16 protein-coding genes, 1 tRNA gene and 1 other RNA gene are annotated in these 17,093 nt (G+C 64.3%); 11 read left to right on the forward strand and 7 right to left on the reverse strand.

Features of this window, described 5'->3' with window-relative positions; genetic code table 11:
* Together M1D74_RS01710 and M1D74_RS01715 are read left to right on the forward strand one after the other, a co-directional pair.
* Nucleotides 1-1,383 (forward strand): purine-cytosine permease family protein, encoded by a 1,383-nt coding sequence (locus tag M1D74_RS01710; protein WP_309123672.1) that lies wholly within the window; start codon nucleotides 1-3, stop codon nucleotides 1,381-1,383.
* Nucleotides 1,367-2,029: a cyclase family protein gene (locus M1D74_RS01715; protein WP_458116272.1), complete on the forward strand. Its 663-nt coding sequence runs from the start codon at nucleotides 1,367-1,369 to the stop codon at nucleotides 2,027-2,029. Before M1D74_RS01710 ends, M1D74_RS01715 begins: the two co-directional genes overlap by 17 nt.
* Before the next feature lie 13 nt (nucleotides 2,030-2,042).
* On the opposite strand, the gene recR is transcribed toward M1D74_RS01715, so the two are convergent.
* From recR to ffs, 4 genes are all read right to left on the reverse strand, one after another.
* Nucleotides 2,043-2,639: a recombination mediator RecR gene (gene recR, locus M1D74_RS01720; RefSeq protein WP_458116273.1), complete on the reverse strand. Its 597-nt coding sequence runs from the start codon at nucleotides 2,637-2,639 to the stop codon at nucleotides 2,043-2,045.
* 58 nt (nucleotides 2,640-2,697) lie between these two features.
* Nucleotides 2,698-5,454 carry a DNA polymerase III subunit gamma and tau gene (locus M1D74_RS01725; RefSeq protein ID WP_458116274.1) on the reverse strand — a complete coding sequence of 919 codons (2,757 nt, stop codon included), beginning with the start codon at nucleotides 5,452-5,454 and terminating at the stop codon, nucleotides 2,698-2,700.
* Nucleotides 5,455-5,463: 9 nt separating this feature from the next.
* Nucleotides 5,464-6,384 carry a tRNA glutamyl-Q(34) synthetase GluQRS gene (gene gluQRS / locus M1D74_RS01730; RefSeq protein ID WP_458116275.1) on the reverse strand — a complete coding sequence of 307 codons (921 nt, stop codon included), beginning with the start codon at nucleotides 6,382-6,384 and terminating at the stop codon, nucleotides 5,464-5,466.
* Nucleotides 6,385-6,412: 28 nt separating this feature from the next.
* Nucleotides 6,413-6,509: signal recognition particle sRNA small type (ffs, locus tag M1D74_RS01735), an RNA gene on the reverse strand.
* Nucleotides 6,510-6,612: 103 nt separating this feature from the next.
* On the opposite strand from ffs, the gene M1D74_RS01740 reads away from it, so the two are divergent.
* The 3 genes from M1D74_RS01740 (at nucleotide 6,613) to M1D74_RS01750 (ending at nucleotide 9,179) form a co-directional block, all read left to right on the forward strand.
* Nucleotides 6,613-6,697: transfer RNA gene (locus M1D74_RS01740), tRNA-Ser, on the forward strand.
* A 213-nt stretch (nucleotides 6,698-6,910) separates the two neighbouring features.
* Complete coding sequence (locus M1D74_RS01745) at nucleotides 6,911-7,972, forward strand: ferredoxin reductase (RefSeq protein WP_458116276.1); 1,062 nt, start codon at nucleotides 6,911-6,913, stop codon at nucleotides 7,970-7,972.
* 22 nt (nucleotides 7,973-7,994) lie between these two features.
* Entirely contained in the window at nucleotides 7,995-9,179 is a 1,185-nt protein-coding gene (locus tag M1D74_RS01750; protein ID WP_458116277.1) for a fatty acid desaturase family protein, read from the forward strand.
* A gap of 8 nt (nucleotides 9,180-9,187) precedes the next feature.
* Here M1D74_RS01750 and M1D74_RS01755 read toward each other — a convergent pair whose 3' ends face one another.
* A complete protein-coding gene (locus tag M1D74_RS01755) occupies nucleotides 9,188-10,114 on the reverse strand; it encodes an oxygenase MpaB family protein (RefSeq protein WP_458116278.1) in 927 nt (308 codons plus the stop codon).
* Between the two features lie 136 nt (nucleotides 10,115-10,250).
* Between M1D74_RS01755 and M1D74_RS01760 the strand changes: the two genes are divergently transcribed.
* Complete coding sequence (locus M1D74_RS01760; RefSeq protein WP_309069952.1) at nucleotides 10,251-10,709, forward strand: glutathione peroxidase; 459 nt, start codon at nucleotides 10,251-10,253, stop codon at nucleotides 10,707-10,709.
* Here M1D74_RS01760 and M1D74_RS01765 read toward each other — a convergent pair.
* The gene (locus M1D74_RS01765) at nucleotides 10,706-11,566 is read right to left on the reverse strand and encodes a hypothetical protein (RefSeq protein WP_458117117.1); all 861 of its coding nucleotides are present in this window, start codon (nucleotides 11,564-11,566) and stop codon (nucleotides 10,706-10,708) included. The two genes, M1D74_RS01760 and M1D74_RS01765, sit on opposite strands and share 4 nt — an antisense overlap.
* Nucleotides 11,567-11,736: 170 nt before the next feature.
* Between M1D74_RS01765 and M1D74_RS01770 the strand changes: the two genes are divergently transcribed.
* The 5 genes from M1D74_RS01770 (at nucleotide 11,737) to M1D74_RS01790 (ending at nucleotide 16,331) form a co-directional block, all read left to right on the forward strand.
* A complete protein-coding gene (locus M1D74_RS01770; RefSeq protein ID WP_309069862.1) occupies nucleotides 11,737-12,369 on the forward strand; it encodes a hypothetical protein in 633 nt (210 codons plus the stop codon).
* Nucleotides 12,362-13,750 (forward strand): multicopper oxidase domain-containing protein, encoded by a 1,389-nt coding sequence (locus M1D74_RS01775; protein ID WP_458116279.1) that lies wholly within the window; start codon nucleotides 12,362-12,364, stop codon nucleotides 13,748-13,750. The genes M1D74_RS01770 and M1D74_RS01775 overlap by 8 nt, the downstream gene beginning before the upstream one ends.
* Complete coding sequence (locus M1D74_RS01780; RefSeq protein WP_458116280.1) at nucleotides 13,747-15,246, forward strand: multicopper oxidase domain-containing protein; 1,500 nt, start codon at nucleotides 13,747-13,749, stop codon at nucleotides 15,244-15,246. Before M1D74_RS01775 ends, M1D74_RS01780 begins: the two co-directional genes overlap by 4 nt.
* A 112-nt stretch (nucleotides 15,247-15,358) precedes the next feature.
* Complete coding sequence (locus M1D74_RS01785; RefSeq protein ID WP_309123666.1) at nucleotides 15,359-15,658, forward strand: type II toxin-antitoxin system VapB family antitoxin; 300 nt, start codon at nucleotides 15,359-15,361, stop codon at nucleotides 15,656-15,658.
* Nucleotides 15,651-16,331 (forward strand): LytR C-terminal domain-containing protein, encoded by a 681-nt coding sequence (locus tag M1D74_RS01790; protein ID WP_458116281.1) that lies wholly within the window; start codon nucleotides 15,651-15,653, stop codon nucleotides 16,329-16,331. Before M1D74_RS01785 ends, M1D74_RS01790 begins: the two co-directional genes overlap by 8 nt.
* Nucleotides 16,332-16,369: 38 nt before the next feature.
* Here the strand turns inward: M1D74_RS01790 and M1D74_RS01795 are convergent, their stop codons facing one another.
* Nucleotides 16,370-17,065 carry a DsbA family oxidoreductase gene (locus tag M1D74_RS01795; protein ID WP_458117118.1) on the reverse strand — a complete coding sequence of 232 codons (696 nt, stop codon included), beginning with the start codon at nucleotides 17,063-17,065 and terminating at the stop codon, nucleotides 16,370-16,372.
* Nucleotides 17,066-17,093 lie beyond the last annotated feature (28 nt).

Below are 17,093 nucleotides of genomic sequence, written 5' to 3' on the forward strand. Positions count from 1 at the left end.
ATGAATCTCTATCAGCGCCTCGATGCGCGTCTTCAGAAAAATGCCGACGGTTTCGGTCCGATACGCGGTACGCTTCCGCTCGGCCGGATAGGAATGATCTGGCTGGCAGCCAACTTCGTTGTGACTACGCTGCTGACGGGGACTCTCTTCGTGCCGGCTGTCAGCTTCACCGATGCTCTCCTCATGATTCTCATCGGCACGGTCGTCGGCGCCGTTGTCCTCACCCTGGTCGGTAATATCGGCACCCGAACAGGACTGCCGACCATGGCGATCACCCGTGGAGCGTTCGGTACGAGAGGCAGCCTCCTGCCGGTGGCCGCAAACGTCATCATCCTGATGGGCTGGAGCTGGGTGCAGGCGATGCTGGCGGGTGTGACCGTCAATTATCTGGTTGAGTCAACCACCGGCTTTTCCAACCCGATGCTCTTTGCAGTGCTTGCCCAGACACTGGTCGTCGCATTGGCGATTCTCGGGCACGAAGGTATCGCAAAGGTAGAGCCGTGGCTCGCCGTCGTCATCCTGGCGATCATGGCGTATGTTTTCGTCACCGCTTTCACCACTTTCACTCCGGCCGAGTTCGCTGGCATTGAAGCGGACGCGTCCCTGGGATTCACCCGCTTCGTGGTGTTGGACATTGTGATCGCCACGGCGGTTTCCTGGACAGTGCTTTCTGCCGACTTCAACCGGCTCGCGAAGTCAAGCCGCGCAGGCATCCTTGGTTCCGGCATCGGTTACGTTGTTTCCACCGTGCTCGCCATGAGCCTGGGCGCCACAGCCATCGGCTATGTTCTCCTGTCCGGGGATCCCGCTGCACCGTTCGATCCCACTGTCATCGTTGCCGCTTTCGGGGCTCCGTTGGCCGTCGTCATCTTCATGTCGGTCATGGCCACCAACACCATGGTCGTCTACGGAATGGTGACCTCCGTGGTCAATGCGCAGGCGCACTGGAAGTTCCGCTTCCTACCGACAGCACTCACCGTGGGAGTGATCTCCATCATCGGCTCCACCTGGCTTGCTCTGCTGAACCAGTTCACCGACTTCCTGGTGATGATCGGCGCGTTCTTCATCCCCGTGTTCGCGATCATGATCGTGGACTACTACATCATCAAGCGTGCAAGTTACACCCGGGACATCCTCCGCGAGGGCCAGGGTTCGTACTGGTACACGGCAGGAATCAATTGGTCGGCAATCGCGGTGTGGGTGATCGGCGCCGCAGCTTCCTACGTACTGACCTACTCGTGGCCTAGCCCAATCGGGGCAACCTTGCCGGCTTTCGTTCTCAGTTTCGTCCTCTACCTTGCCCTCTCGTACAAGAGCCGCCGTTCCGGGCGCGAATCCGCAGGCCATCTGGCCGAGGAGGTACAGGTTGACGCGGTACGTTGACCTCACCCACCCCATCAGCGCCGGGATGCAGGTCTTCCCGGGCGATCCTGAAGTGGCCTTCGCTCCTGCACTAACTCTCAGCGAAGACGGCGTATCAGTTGTTGCCCTACACCTCGGATCGCACTCCGGAACACATATCGACGCCCCATCCCACAGCGTCGACGGTGGTCGGACAGTCAGCGATATCAGCGTGGACGAGTTGTCGGGGGAGGCGGTGATCCTGCATCTCACCGGCGCTGCGCCCGGGGAGGAGATCACTTTTTCCAGGATCGCCGATCAGATTCCGGATGCGGTGCCGCCGATAGTGGTCCTGGCCACAGGGTGGGATCGGATGATCGGCTCGGACGCCTACCTCGATCACCCTTACCTTGCCCCTGACGCAGCTGCTGAACTCTTACAGCGCGGCATGCGCGTCCTCGGCGTTGACACGCTCAGCCCGGATCCCACGCTACAGGCGGACTCTTTCCGCTTGCCTGTACATGACATTGTGCTGGGTGGCGACGGCTTGATCGTTGAGAATCTGCGCGGTGTCAGCAAGCTTCCAGCCCGCTGCTGGATTGGGATCTTCCCGCTGCCCCTGCTGGACCTGGACGGCGCTCCTGTCCGTGCCGTGGCCCGCAGGGACGGATCATTGCAGGAGAACTGACGTTTCGCGCTCCCTAGGAGACGGTGCGGCGGCCTTCGAAGGCGCGGCCGAGGGTGATCTCGTCCGCGTATTCGAGGTCACCGCCGACCGGCAGTCCGGAAGCGAGGCGCGTGACCTTGATGCCGATGGTCTTCAGCATCCGCACGAGGTAGGTGGCCGTGGCTTCGCCCTCGAGGTTCGGATCGGTGGCGATGATGATTTCCTGAACCTGGTCGTCAGAGAGCCGGTTCAACAGTTCCCGGATGCGCAGTTGATCGGGACCGATCCCCGCGATTGGATTGATTGAGCCGCCGAGCACGTGATACTTGCCTCGGAAGGACCGCGTCCGTTCGACGGCGATGACGTCCTTGGACTCTTCGACCACACAGATCGCGGACGGATCACGACGTGGGTCGCGACAGATGCCGCAGGTCTCCTGTTCGGCGACGTTCCCGCAGATGGTGCAGAACTTCACCCGCTCCTTGACGGTAACGATGGCGTTGACGAGCCGCTTCATGTCGTCCCCGTCTGCCTCAAGAATGTGGAACGCGATGCGCTGTGCCGATTTGGGGCCCACGCCGGGTAGACGTCCCAGCTCGTCAATGAGCTCCTGAACTGCGCCTTCGTACACGGATTTGCCTTAGCTGTAGATGGTGACTCGACGGCCCGGCCGGGACCGGGTGGCCTTGTTACTGGTCGAGGCTGCGTTCCTCGATAAGCCGTCCGTTGAGGATACGTTCGATGGCCTGCCGGCCGACCAGTCCGGATTCCTCGATGGTTTCATCGTCTGCGCTGGGTATGTCCTCGACGTACTTCAAGTCTACGGCGCCCGTTACAGGCTGCGGCTTGGGTTTGGCCGCCTCCGCCCGAGCGGCTTCATCGAGCAGCTGTTGGTAGCGGCTGGGGCGGGACGGCGGTTCCTCGTCGAAAGAGGGTTCCTGAGGACCGGGATCATCAGGGTCACGGGCCGGTTCTGCCGGCGTGAAAGAAGGGACGTCATTGGGGTTGCGCGGTCCAGCAGCGGGCTCGCGGGGTGCGGGCTGTGCAGCTGCGTTATGGACGGGTGCCGGCGGAGCGGGTGATTGCTGGGCAGGGGCCGGCTGAGTGGACGCTTGTTGCGCGAGGGCATTCGCGGGCACCTGCTGCGCGGAATCTTGCCGGGAGGCCTGCTGCGGGGGCGTCTGGGATGCACCTGCCTTCCGCACGGGTGCCTGCTCCGTGCGCACGATACCGGTTGGTTCGATGCCCGCGGGCGTCTGCTGCGTCTGGTTCTGCTGATGGATTGTGGCGGACGCAGCCGGCCGGGCAGATTCTCCCCAGCCAGGCCGGGCTCCGGTTGCGGCCGCTGGCAGCCCCCAGGAATCCTCTCCCGGGGAAGGTGTGCCGGCACCTATCGATGCAGGGCCACTGGCGCCGGGTTGCCCCTGCGCCTCTGCCGGCTGGTTCCGGCTAGTAAGTACTTTTGGGTCGGGTTCACCCGCTGCCGCGGCGCCGTCATGGATGGCTTCAATGCTGCAGTTCAACCCAAGCACCTTGTTGATGGCCTGCTTCAGGTTGTCGCTGTGCTGACCGCGTTGAAAACCCAGCGCATTGCCCTGTGACGCAAACGCAAGGGTGAGCTGATTGTCGCTGAAGGAGCGCGGCTTTGCATCGGTGTTGACGTTCAACCACGTGCTGCGCTTGATCCGGGCCAGTTCGTCCATGATCTCGGGCCACGCCCTGCGAATCATCTCTATCTGACCTGAACCCTGGGCCGGAGCGGATTGACCCGACGGACGCTGCGCGACCGGACGCTGCTCAACCGGACGCTGCTCAACCGGACGCTGCTCAACCGGACGCTGCTCAACCGGGCGCTGCTCCGACTGGGGCTGCTCGGACTGGGGCTGCTCGGACCTGGGCTGCTGGGCCCTTGGTGCTGCTGCTGAACGGGATTCGGTGCTCTGCTGATCCCACGGATCCGAAGGTTCAGGAGGCACGCCCCATCCGCCGCCCCAGTCGGCAGCACCGGGTTCCTGCGCAGGCTCCGTGGCGCGCTCGAGTTTCTCGGCCGGAGCCGGAGCCTGCTGTGGCTTTGAGTCGGCAGAAACCTGCGTGCCCGACGGCTGCCTGTCCGGGCCAGCCGCTGCAGAGGCTGCAGATACAGGGGCAGCAGCCGGTGCCTGAGGCTGTGCCGACGCAGCTGCCGGTGCCGGTACCTGTGCGGCAGCGGCCGGAGCGGAGGGCTGTGCGGTGCGCTCGGCAGTAGCTGGGGGAGCCCCGGTACCGGCCTCAGGTAGGCCATCGGCGTAGCTTAGGCGGCGTTCGATGCGGTCGACCCTGGCCAGGGTGCCCTGCTCCGACTGGTCCGCAGCGGGCAGCAGGATGCGAGCGCAGAGCAGCTCGAGGTGCAATCGCGGAGAGGTGGCGCCGGTCATCTCGGTGAGCGCAGTATTGGTGATGTCAGCGGCGCGCGAGAGCTCCGCGCGTCCCAGTTGTTGAGCCTGGGTGCGCATGCGGTTCAGCTGATCGTCAGGTGTACCGCGCAGGATGGACGCCGCCGCATCAGGAACTGCGTTGACAATGATCAGGTCGCGGAACCGCTCGAGAAGGTCCTCGACGAACCGCCGCGGATCATGGCCCGTCTGGATGACCCGGTCAACTGCACCGAAAACGGTAGCGGAATCATCGGCGGCAATGGCATCGACCACGTCGTCGAGCAGCGAGGCATGCGTGTATCCCAGCAGCGACACCGCGAGTTCGTAGTCAAGGCCGGAGGTTCCGGCACCGGCCATCAGCTGGTCCAGCACGGACAGGGAGTCGCGCACCGACCCGCCGCCTGCACGCACCACCAGGGACAGAACGCCGGGCGCCACCGGGATGTTCTCCTGATTGCACAGCAGCTCAAGGTAAGCCATCAGGGGTTCTGGGGGAACCAGCCGGAACGGGTAGTGGTGCGTGCGCGACCGGATGGTTCCGATCACCTTGTCCGGCTCCGTGGTCGCGAAGATGAACTTGATGTGTTCCGGGGGTTCTTCGACGATCTTCAGCAGCGCGTTGAAGCCGGCGCTGGTGACCATGTGGGCTTCATCGATGATGAAGATCTTGTAGCGGTCACGGACCGGAGCGAAGGTGGCGCGCTCACGGAGATCACGGGCGTCATCGACGCCACCGTGGGATGCTGCGTCGATCTCGATGACATCCAGGCTGCCGGAGCCGTTCCGGGCCAGCTCAACACAGCTGTCACAGGTGCCGCAGGGAACCGGTGTGGGGCCCTGCGCACAGTTGAGGCAGCGGGCCAGGATGCGGGCCGAGGTGGTCTTGCCGCAGCCGCGTGGACCGGAGAAAAGATAGGCGTGATTCACCCTGTTTTTGGAGATGGCCGTCATCAAAGGCTCGGTGACGTGCTCCTGGCCGATCACGTCGGAGAACGTCTCCGGACGGTACCGGCGGTAAAGGGCTGTACTCACAGAAGAACTCTATCGGTTGGGTGGGACAGGAGCGGCATCGGTGGAGGAGAGGTGGGAAGGGTCGACAATCCACGGCTCGCGGGGCAGCAGGCGAGGATCGAATGCCCCCAGCGCAGCCTTCAGTGAGCTGTCCGGAAGGCCGAGCGAACGCAGGATAAGCGCCCGGATTTGGGCTGCATCCCAACCCTTGGCGCCCAAGGCTTCGAGGGTGACTGCGCCGTCACGCTTGGCCAACCGTCGACCTTCCGGGTTCAGCGCCAATGGCACGTGAGCATACTCAACAGCGGGAAGCCCCAGCAGGGACCCGAGATAGGCCTGCCGCGGTGCGGAACTCAGCAGGTCATCGCCGCGTACCACCTGGTCGATGCCCTGTTCCGCATCATCGACGACGACGGCGAGGTTGTAGGCGGGCACCCCGTCATTGCGCACCACTACGAAGTCATCAACCAGTCCGGTGTAGGGACCGTGCAGGACGTCGCGGATACCATAACGGTCGACGTCGGTGCGGATCCGGAGCGCGGCCGGCCGGACGCGCCGCGCGGCTTCGCGCTCGAACTGGGACAGGTCCCGGCAGGTGCCGGGGTAGTGGCCGGGAAGGACATGCGGCGCCGAAGCCGCCTCCGCGATGTCTCGCCGGGTACAGAAGCACTCGAAGAGGCGCCCGTCGCGCAGCAGGCGGGCAACGGCGTCGTCGTAGAGGTTTTGGCGTTCGCTCTGGCGGGTGATGTCACCGTCCCAGGAGAGCCCGACGGCGCTCAGCTCGGCTAGCTGCACCGCTTCAGCGCCGGCACGGACCCGGTCGAGATCCTCGACGCGCACCAGGAAACGGCGGCCGGTGGACCGGGCGAAGAGCCAGGCCAGGATCGCAGTGCGGAGGTTGCCCACGTGAAGTTCACCGGTGGGGCTCGGCGCGAAGCGACCTGCGTTCACGGATCCTCCAAACGCGGCTGGCAGGGAACGTAAAGACCCCTCATGCACCTGCCAGAGCCGGCCTACCCTTGCTACCTTCCGGTCCTGGGGGAGTTCAACAGGATGACACCACATGAGGGGCCGCGAAATAGTCTACAGGAATCGGAGCAGGGGCTTCGCCGGTCGCCGGAGAGCACCCGATTCGGCACATCAGGCATGTGCGGGTATTCTGGAACCTGCTCCAAACAAGGAGGATTCGCCTAGCGGCCTATGGCGCACGCCTGGAACGCGTGTTGGGTTAACGCCCTCGGGGGTTCAAATCCCCCATCCTCCGCGCTTCACACAGAACACCCCGGCTTTACAGCTGGGGTGTTCTGCATTTCACTGGACTTTGAAGTGATCGTAAGCATGCTGAGTAAAGTGTATTGTGCAATGAGTCTTCCGAAGCATAAGTATGGAGTTCACACTGAATACAGCATCGGCTGTGTGGCCTGATACCTTCAGCCATGTGCCCATCCTGTAAGGAGTTGCGATTGGACCTGCAGGCATGACCCGGCTACCGAAGCTGAGACACGCGTTCTCGGCACTGACCACACCGCTCGCGCCGGAAGATTTTCTGTCGCTATTCAACCCGGTGTTTTCGTCACGCCAACTGCGCGGCATCGTCACGAAAGTGGTGCCGGAGACCGCAGACTCCGTGACGATCTACTTCCACCCCGGCAGGGGCTGGAAAGCACACCGCGCAGGGCAGTGGGCGCGCATCGGCGTGGAACTGAACGGAGTCCGCCACTGGCGCTCGTATTCCCTGAGCACAGCTGCCGGTCAGGATCCCGCCATCACCGTTACCGACATGGGTGCCGTGTCCGGCGTCCTTGTCCGTGAGACCAAACCCGGTGACATTCTTTTCCTTGCCCCGCCTCAGGGCACCTTCGTACTCCCTGATCGGCCGCGGCCGCTTCTGATGCTGACAGCGGGGAGCGGCATCACCCCGGTGATGTCCATGATCCGCACGCTTGTTCCCCGCCGGCCGGACGCGGATGTTGTGTTGATTCATTCCGCTCGCACGCCGAAGACAAGCCTCTTCGTCGAGGAGCTCCGCGAGCTCGCCGACCAGTTCCGACAGTTCAAGGTGAAGCTCTGGTTCACCGGTGAGCATGGCCGCATCGATTTCAACACTCCCGCCGTCCTTGACCGGTTGTGTTCCGATTGGCGTGAGCGCGCGGCCTACGCGTGCGGACCGGAGAGATTCCTGGAAAGCGCAGAGTCGCTGTGGGAGCGCCAGGCGAAACTGCCGGCCGGGAGCCTCACCATCGAACGCTTCAGCACCGCTTTGGCGGAAGGCACCGGGAACGACGGCGGACTGGTCACCTTCGAGGCCTCCGACCGGGAGGTTGAGGCGGACGGCAACACTCCGCTGCTCGAGGTCGGGGAAGACGAAGGCCTCCTCATGCCCAGCGGCTGCCGCATGGGAATCTGCCACAGCTGCCTCATCCCGCTTCGGGCAGGACAAGTCCGGGACCTTCGCACCAACGAAGTACATGGAGAACCCGGGCAATTGATTCAGACGTGCGTTTCGGCAGCAGCCGGACCCGTAAACCTCGACATATAACTCGGATCGAAGGAGTGAGAATATGACGAACCTTGTAGATCAGGTGTCAGAGGACACTGCGGTTGAAAGACCGGCAACCCGACGACGGCCGGGAGCGCTCGCCGAGACCGGGCATCCGCTTGTCCGCCCGCCGGCAGCTGCGCATCTTTCCGATGAGCAGGTTGCCGAACTGGCCCGTGAACTCGACGCCATCCGCGATGAGGTGCTCGGCCGACGGGGGAAGCCTGATGCCGCCTACATCCGGCGCGTCATCAAGGCTCAGCGCATCCTCGAGTTCGGTGGACGTGCAGCATTGCTTGTCGGACGGAACAAGGCAGCGTGGGTGGCAGGCACCACCATGCTGAGCTTCGCCAAGATCCTGGAGAATATGGAGCTCGGTCACAACATCCTGCACGGCCAGTGGGACTGGATGCGGGATCCGGACATCCACTCCACGACCTGGGACTGGGACTTTGTCACGCCCACACGGTCCTGGCAGCATACCCATAACGACCTGCACCACCGCTGGACCAACGTGGTGGGCAAGGACCGCGACGTCGGCTACAACCTCCTGCGCATGGACGACGACCAGCCCTGGCGGCCCTTTAACCTGGGCAACCCGGTGTACAACGCCGTGCTCGCGCCGCTCTTCGAGTGGGGCATCGCGCTCTACGATCTTGAGTTGCCGGAATACAAGGACGGCACCAAATCAAAAGACGCCCTTCGCCGGGACCTGCAGGCACTTGGGCGCAAGGCCGCCAAGCAGTTCGGCAAGGATTACGTCGCCACGCCCGTCGTCGCAATGCTCACCGGCTCGGGCAGGCAGGCCTTGACGGGAACCCTGACCGCGAACGCAGTCCGTAATGTCTGGGCCCACGCAGTGATCTTCTGCGGTCACTTCCCAGCCGGCACTGACACCTTCACCGAGGAAATGGTCGACGGCGAAACCCGTGGTGACTGGTATGTGCGGCAGATGATCGGCTCGGCGAACATCTCCGGCTCGAAGTTCATGCACCTGATGACCGGAAACCTCTCCCACCAGATCGAGCACCACCTGTTCCCTGACCTCCCGTCGAACAGGTACCACGAGATCGCCCCGAAGGTCCGTGACATCTGCAAGCGCTATGGACTGCCGTACACCACCGGGCCCCTGCTCAAGCAGGTCGGGTCCGCGTGGGCGAAGGTCTTCCGGCTGGCACTGCCGGACCGTAAGGCACCGGCCAGCTAGTCCGGTCTTCAGCTGGTCGCCGGGTCCGGCGGGTGCTGCCCCTGCACCCGCCGGATCCGCCGAAGCGCTGCTGCCTCACTCGGTCCCTGCCTGCCCAGACCGAGCTTGATGGCTCCCAGCACCAGCAGGACAGCCGGCTTGACCGGCAACGGTAAGGGCCCGATGTGCGGCAACGACAGGCCGAGCAGTTCCCGGTGCCGAGGGGTGAGCGTGGCCACCGCCCCGGCAAAAAGGATCCGGTAGCCCAGACGCTGGGACCGCGGAAGCGGGGGTCGCTTGATGTAGGCCAGCGCGTCCTGGACCTGGTGGCTGGAAGCGAGTTCGCCGTCGTATGCGGAGAGCTGATCACGCAGTTCAGCGACGCTGCGCGGCGGGTCAGTGACGCCCATCAGTTCTCCCGCGATCGCCCACTCCTTCACGTACTCGTCCGGTCCGCCGGGAAACTTCAGCCCGTACTCCCGGTGCGCGCTGAGGAACGCGTCAGTGAACGCCAGATGCACCCACCGCAGCAGATGAGGGTCGTTGGCGGCATAGGAACGCTCGACGCCGGCGGCGTCCACGTACGTGCCGGTCACCTTCTCGTGCAGGCGGCGTACCCAGCCTGAAGCGCTCTGCGCGGCGTCGGTGGACCCGTACGTGACGGTGAAGATCCAGCGGATGGTGTTCGCGAGCCTGCCCAGCGGGTCCTCGCGGAAGTCGGAATGGGCATACACCCCCGCCATGGCACCCGGATGCAGCGCCTGAAGCAGGAGTGCACGGATGCCGCCCACCGTCGGAGTCATGGAGCTGTGAACCGACCAGACGGCGGAACCGGGAGCGAAGTAGCCGGCGTCGTTCCCTTCCGCGAGTTCCTCTGTCCAGGCGGGCGGTTCGGCACCGGTGCCGGTGAAGGTGTTCTTGAGTTCAACCCGCAGGCGGGAGAGGGGTGACGCCATCGCTCCAGTATGCAGGTTCCTCCTGAACGTCCCATCCGGATGAGGGGCGGTCGACGAACTGCAATCGAGTACCAAAGACAACGACAGCCAAGGAGCACGAGTGTCCGCGCAGAAACTTCATGACATCCCTCTGACCATGATCGACGGCACCGAGCGGACCTTCGGCGACTTTCAGGGCAAGACCGTCCTGGTGGTGAACGTCGCCTCGCAATGTGGTTTCACACCCCAGTACGCGGCGCTTGAGGAGCTCTACCGGAGGTATGCGGACCGCGGCTTCGTGGTGTTGGGCGTGCCCAGCAATCAGTTCATGGGGCAGGAACCCGGAACCGACGAGGACATCCAGGCATTCTGCTCCAGCACCTTCGACGTCACGTTCCCACTGACCCGGAAGACCGATGTCCGCGGCCGGGACCAGCACCCGCTCTATGCCGAGCTCACCAAGTTCAGGAACGGCGTGCTTCCGGGCCTGGTGAAGTGGAACTTCGAGAAGTTCCTGGTGAACGACGCCGGTACCGTGGTTGCGCGGTTTGCCCCCACTGTCGAGCCTGACTCCGACGAAGTTGTGTCTGCGATCGAGAAGACTCTGAACGGCTAGACGGCGGAAACGGCAGCCTCGGCGCAGTGCAGCAGGAAAGCGGCGCCCGCGTCGTCGTGGATGAGGTCACCCTCGGTGAGGACGGGGTAGGGCTTCTCCGGAATGCCGTCGGCGGGCCGGACGTCCACATGGGCGACGCTGTAGCCGTGCTCGTGCAGGTAGTCCGCCATGGCGTAGTCGGTGCGTGAATCGCCCACGGTGCGCCAGACATGCGGAACAGCGCCGTCGATCAGGGTGAGGGCGCGCTCCGCGCCGAGGTCCTTGCCGACGCGCACCGATTCAATGTCGGTGGAAATGATGGTGGGGTCCACCCGGTAGTCGACGCTGTCGTCGCTGTCCGGAAGGTGGTGCGCCAGGCGGCACACGCCCATGTCGAAGTGCTGCATGATCTCAAGGACCGCGGCGTCGAACGGTCCCTGACGGTCGAGGTAGTCCTCGTTCTCCACATCGAGGCGCTGCTCGATTGACACCATGGCGCGCTTGGTCTCGTCAAAGAACATGTGGTCAGCGAACTTCTGCTCCACCAGCGTCCGCACCTCGTTCCCGAACTCCTGAGGCAGGGCCAGAGTCTGGTCGACCTGGACGGGCGTGGGGCCGTCGGAGTCGAAACTGAACCAGGTGGCGCCCTTCTCACAGATGGCGTGGAACCTGACGCCCTCCGGGATGCCCGCAGCCAGCATCGGCTTCATGACCTCTTCGCGGATGAAGTCATCAGACCGGCCCGTGTTGAAGATGACCGGCCAGCCGGCTGCCGCGAGGCGGATGAGGGCGTCGATGATCTCGAACCGGACGCTGCGCGAGACGGGGCTCGCAACCGGCCCGTCGACGTCGAGCAGCAGGCCCATAGGCGTGGGCATGGACGCGGAAGGAGGCACCGAAGAAGTCACTGCCCCAGTATCCGCGGAACCGGGGAAGGCAGCGAAATCCATGACGGCGAAATCGCCGGAACTGCTCGAGCAGGGTTTCTCCAAGGTCCTGGTCGGAAGATTGAAGCCTGCAGCATCCATGCACGTATTAAGGGCGAGTAATGGCGATTGAAAAAATCGCGCTGGCCGAGCAGGGTGCGGCTGACCTGATGCCTGGGGAGGCAGCCGACTATCCCACCGGACTTACGCGGAGAGTTTTTGGCATTCTGATAGGCACCGGTGCTCTGGGCACCGCTGCGGGCTGGGGGATAGTCTCCGCCGCCGGTGGCACCGAGGAGGTTCCGACGTCGTTCGGGTCCGTCCGGATTGCAGCGGCTGAGCGGCAGGCACGGCTGGTAGGCGGGGTCGGAGGGCACGCAGCCGGTGGCCACTCCTCGAGCGGAGCCGCTCCGCCCGGCGCGGGGTCCCAACCGTTCAATCACACCTGGGGCGAACATCTCGCCGTCGAGCTGGACGTGCGCAACACCTCCGAGCGGAACGTCTTGTTCGCTCCCGGGCAGCTGCGCCTCGTGGTGACAAAGACGACGACGGTCACCAACCGGGCCGCCGACGTATCCAAGATCCTGCTGACTCCCGGTTCCCAACGCAGCCTGTGGATCAGCTTCCTGGTTCCAACCGGCGCCGCGGGTCTCGCAGCCCAGTTCACGGATCCCTGGGGCGGTCCGGCGCCGCTGGTGCTGGCCCTTCCCCGTATTTCCCTTCGACCAGGCTCCCTGGAGGATCATCATGGCTGAGCAGTTGCCTCCTGACATACTTGCCCGGGCGGACCTCCTCAAGCTCGGAGCAGCGGCCGGACTGGGCTTTGCAGCGCTGCCGCTGGTTCAGCCGGCCGCGCCCAGGCACCGAGTTGCCCGCACACCCGTCCCGCTGGCCCTAGCGCCGATCCCCGGCGTCCTGGACGTCTACATCAACGACGGCTATCTCAAGATGGTCGACGACACCCTCGTCTACCATCGCGGATTCGGCAGCCGGCCCACGGACATTGACGACGCGAGTCCCAGCCTCACCATGGACCCGACGATCATCACCATGGGGGGCGATGTGATTCCCAGCCGTACCTACCCGTTGGAGAGGCCGCTGCCGCCGCGTGGCACCCCGACTCCGGTGGGTCCGGACCCGGCCAACCCCGGGCAGTACTTCATCCGGCGGAACTACTGGGCGAGTTACTTCCCCCAACGCACCATCATCGCGGAGTTGGGAAGCACGGTTCGGATGCGGGTGCAGAACCGGCTGAACAAGCCGCACACCCTGACGGTCTTTGGAGCGGCACCCGGTGGTGCGGACTACACCACCGGCGCTATCGGCCCCGATGCAGTGGCCATGATCGAATTCCCCTGTCCGCCCCCGGGCACGTACATCTTCGCTGATCCCACGAATGCGCCGGTCGAACGCGTGCTCGGACTCTTTGGGGTGCTTGTAGTGATGGACCCGGAGCACCAGTGGGACATCGCGGCGGACCGCGCAACCTTTGAGCGTCAGTGGCTGTGGATCTCCCATGCGGTGGAACCCCGCTGGGCGTCCATGGAGGCCGCGGGCCAGACCGTGAATGCCGCACAGACCAGGGCCGTACCGCGGTATTTCACCCTCAACGGGCGCAGCGGATTCGAGTCCCTCGGGATCACGTTCGACGAGGCTGTCAACCTTGCCACCGAGGAGGAAACCCTGATCTCCGGATATCCCCGGCAGCTGGACGTCCGTCAGTTCGGAGAGGGCACGGAAGCGGGCACGCTCAGAGGCGGACAACTGGTGCGGCTGGTCAATCCCGGAATCGTCTTCCACCAGATGCACTTCCACGGCAACCACGTCTGGGTGGTCCGCCGAAACGGCGTGGACTGGCCGCGGCACGAGGGCTTCGTTGATTCAGACGGTCACGTGGTCCTGCAGCAGTGGGAGGACGTCGTCGAACTCGAACCCATGGACCGCAAAGACATCATCATCCCCATCAAGCGGCCGCCGGACGCCATTGATCCCGTGTGGTTCGCGCGTACCGGCGACTGGGTCTACCCCATGCACTGCCACGCCGAACCGTCCCAGACTGCTGCGGGCGGAATGTATCCGGGCGGTCTAGTTGCCCACTGGACCCTGAAGGGTCCCAACCCAGGAGGCAATCAGTGAGTATCTTCAGCCGTAAGCGCTCGGTTCGCACGACCGAGAAACTGCAGAAGCTGGCCGAGCGCCGTCGTCGGGAGGAAGAACGACGGCGTCAGGAGGAGGCGCGCAAAGCCAAGCGGACGCGTAAACCGACACCATCGCCCAAGCCGACAGCGACGGTGAAGCCCTCCGTGAAGCCGAGCGCGAGCGCCAAGCCTTCGGCATCTGCTTCAGCGAAGCCGACCGCGTCCGCAACAGCGACCGCAACCTCTACGGCGACCGCTACGGCGACCGAGACCGCGACCGCTACTGCGACCGCTACAGCGACCGAAACCGCGACTGCCAGCGCTTCCGCGACTCCCTCGGCGACCGCTGTACCGACGGAGGCGCCTGACCCCATCGTCGTACCGGAACCCCAACTGCACCACCGGTTCCAGAGCCAGGTGGACTTCAGCTCCGACCAGCTGGAGGTCTCCAACCCGGTGACGGAGTTCCTCCAGACGGCTGCCGTCTCTGTTGACTTCGACTTTCACAGCCGCGACCTCGTCCTGGACGACGGCGCCGAATTCGAGATGTGGAGTTTCGAAGATGACCGGTTCGAGCGCGGGTTCCCCGGGCCTACGCTCAGGGTTCAGGAGGGGAAGATCTTCCACGCCACTGTCCATCCGAGCAAGGGCCCCCACACCATCCACTGGCATGGCATGGAACCCGACCCCCGGAACGACGGCGTGGGCCATACCTCCTTCGAGGTCGACGGGCAATACACCTACCAGATGCAGCCGGAAGCAGGCCGTCCCGGTGACCCCAACTATGGCGCCGCGGGGACGTACTTCTACCACTGCCACGTCAACACGCCGCTGCACGTCCAGATGGGCATGTTCGGCCCGCTGGTCATCGACCCCGTGGTTCACCCGGATTACCCGGTGAGTCCCGGCGCCCGCCGGGCGTTTGTGGACGGACCGGAGTACGACATTGATACAGAAGCGCTGTTCGCTCCCTACTGCCTGGACCCACGCTGGCATGAAATGAACCATGCTGACGGGCTCTCAGGCGAGGACGCCGGTCTGAACCGGTTCGAGCCGCGCCACTTCTACCTCCTGGGTGGTGAACTGGCCCGGCGCCCCGCAGGCAAGGAGATCGTCTGGAGTCTGTCCAGGCTTCGCGCCAACGTGGTGGGCGGTCCCAAGAAGCCGACTTTGTTGCGGACGGTGAACGCGAACTATCTGCCCAATCTGGTGACGTTTACCGACGCCGGAGGAGCGGAGGTGCCGATTGCCGAAATCATCTCGCATGACGGACGCCCCTTCCGGGACACCTCGGTGCCCAACGCGCCGGCTCCACCATGCAGGGACGCAGAGTACCCGCTGACTACAAGCAGGCTCGCCTACGGGGCAGCTGAACGCTATGACATGCTCCTTCTACCGCCCGCACCCGGCAGGTACTACCTGAACGTCCAGTGGGAAGACTGGATCACCGGCGCCGTGATCGCAAAACGAAGTGTGCCGATCGATGCGGCCTGATCGGGAACGGTTCCTCCAGCCGAGCGCTTGAAGCTATAACCATTTGGCGACGACGGCCGCGCCGCCGTGGCGTCACATTCCCTTGCGGCGATATCTTGCCTAGGCTGTATTGGTGATCTTTAAAGCAGTGAGCGATGGACGCCCCTACCCCGACCATGGACACCTGACGCCCAAGGACTGGGCAAACGTGGCCCCACGCCAGGTTCGGCTGGACGAGCTCGTCACAACCAAGACCACCCTCGACCTTGAGGCGCTGCTGGCGGAAGACTCCACATTCTTCGGCGATCTGTTCCCGCACGTGGTGCAGTGGAACGACACGCTCTACCTTGAGGATGGCCTGCACCGCGCGGTTCGCACCGCGCTGCACCAGCGAACCATCCTGCACGCCCGCGTTCTGGTTATCGATGGCTAGAACGCCCAAGCGGAAGCCCGTCCGGTCCAAGAGGAACCCGATCGAGTGGCACGGACACCGCATTGTTACTGAAAACGACCTCGAAACGGTTTTCGCAGACGACGGCAACGTAGAGCGCCCGCACATCTACATGCGCAGGCTGCGCCACGGCATCGTTCTGGTGTTGCTCGTAGCGCTACTGGCCGCAGCAGTGTTCTTCGCGCTCGCCCTGGCGCGGGGAGACGTCAAGCTCCCGGTGCCGGAGGCAACGCCCACCCCCGTCAGCGCCTGCCCCCTCGGGCCGTTCGACCTCGTCGATCCGGCGACGGTGACTGTGAACATCCTCAACAGCACCAGCATCGCCGGGCTCGCCGGTAATGCATCGGCGGCACTGGAGGAACGCGGATTTGTCCTGGGCACCATCGGAAACCGCTCGGTCGCCCAGACCAACATGACCGCCATCATCGTGTCCGGGCCGGACGGGCACGCACAGGCATTCACCCTGCAACGCATCATCCCCGAAACGGTCTACGTCGAGGACGAACGCCCCGACGCTACGGTCGACGTCGTCCTTGGCTCTGAGTTCGAATCGCTGGTGCCGGCGGAGGAAGTAAACGCGGAACCGGGTGGGCTCACGTGTGAGCTTGCATCAACGGCGAGCGCCACGCCGTCGCCGTCGCCGTCCGCTCCCTGACGAACGCAGGCAAAAGAACGACGACGGCGACGGGCCGGCTAACAGCCGTCCGGTCCGCAGGCCTCGCCGTCGGGGGTTGCCGACATGGGGATCAGCGGGTGGCTTTCCTGCCAGGCCTGATCCAGCGCCTGTCGGAATAGTTCGGCGGGTTGCGCTCCGGAGATGCCGTACTTCCGGTCGATCACGAAGAACGGGACGCCGCTGATGCCCAGTGTCCGAGCCTCGTTGATCTCGTGCCGCACGTCCTCCGCGAATCCCTCGCCGGCGATGGTTTCGCGCACCGACTGCTCATCGATCCCCAACTCCTTGCCGAGCGTCACGAGGACTTCCACGTCCGAGGTGTCGAGCCCCTGCTCGAAGTGCGCCGAAAGAATCACTTCCTTGGCGTCGTTGCCCTTCCCGAGCGACTTGGCGAGGTGCAGGAACCGGTGCGCAGTGAAGCTGTTGCCCACCACGACGGCGTCGAAATCAAAGTTCACGCCGACGTCGGCCGCTGATGAGGTGAGCTGGTTCCACATCTGACGGACCTGCTCGGGTGCGATGCCCTTGCGCTCGGACAGGTACTGCTGCTCGGTGCCCTCATAGTGCTCGGGGAGACTGGGGTCCAGCTGAAAGCTCTTCCACGTCACGTCGACGCTGTCCCGGTGCGGGAAATCGGCCAGGGCCTTCTCGAAGCGGCGCTTGCCCACAAAGCACCAGGGGCATTTCACATCGGACCAGATTTCAATATGCATACCGTGGGCAACGGAACGACGGCGGTGC

It is taken from the genome of Arthrobacter sp. D2-10, from assembly GCF_054161285.1.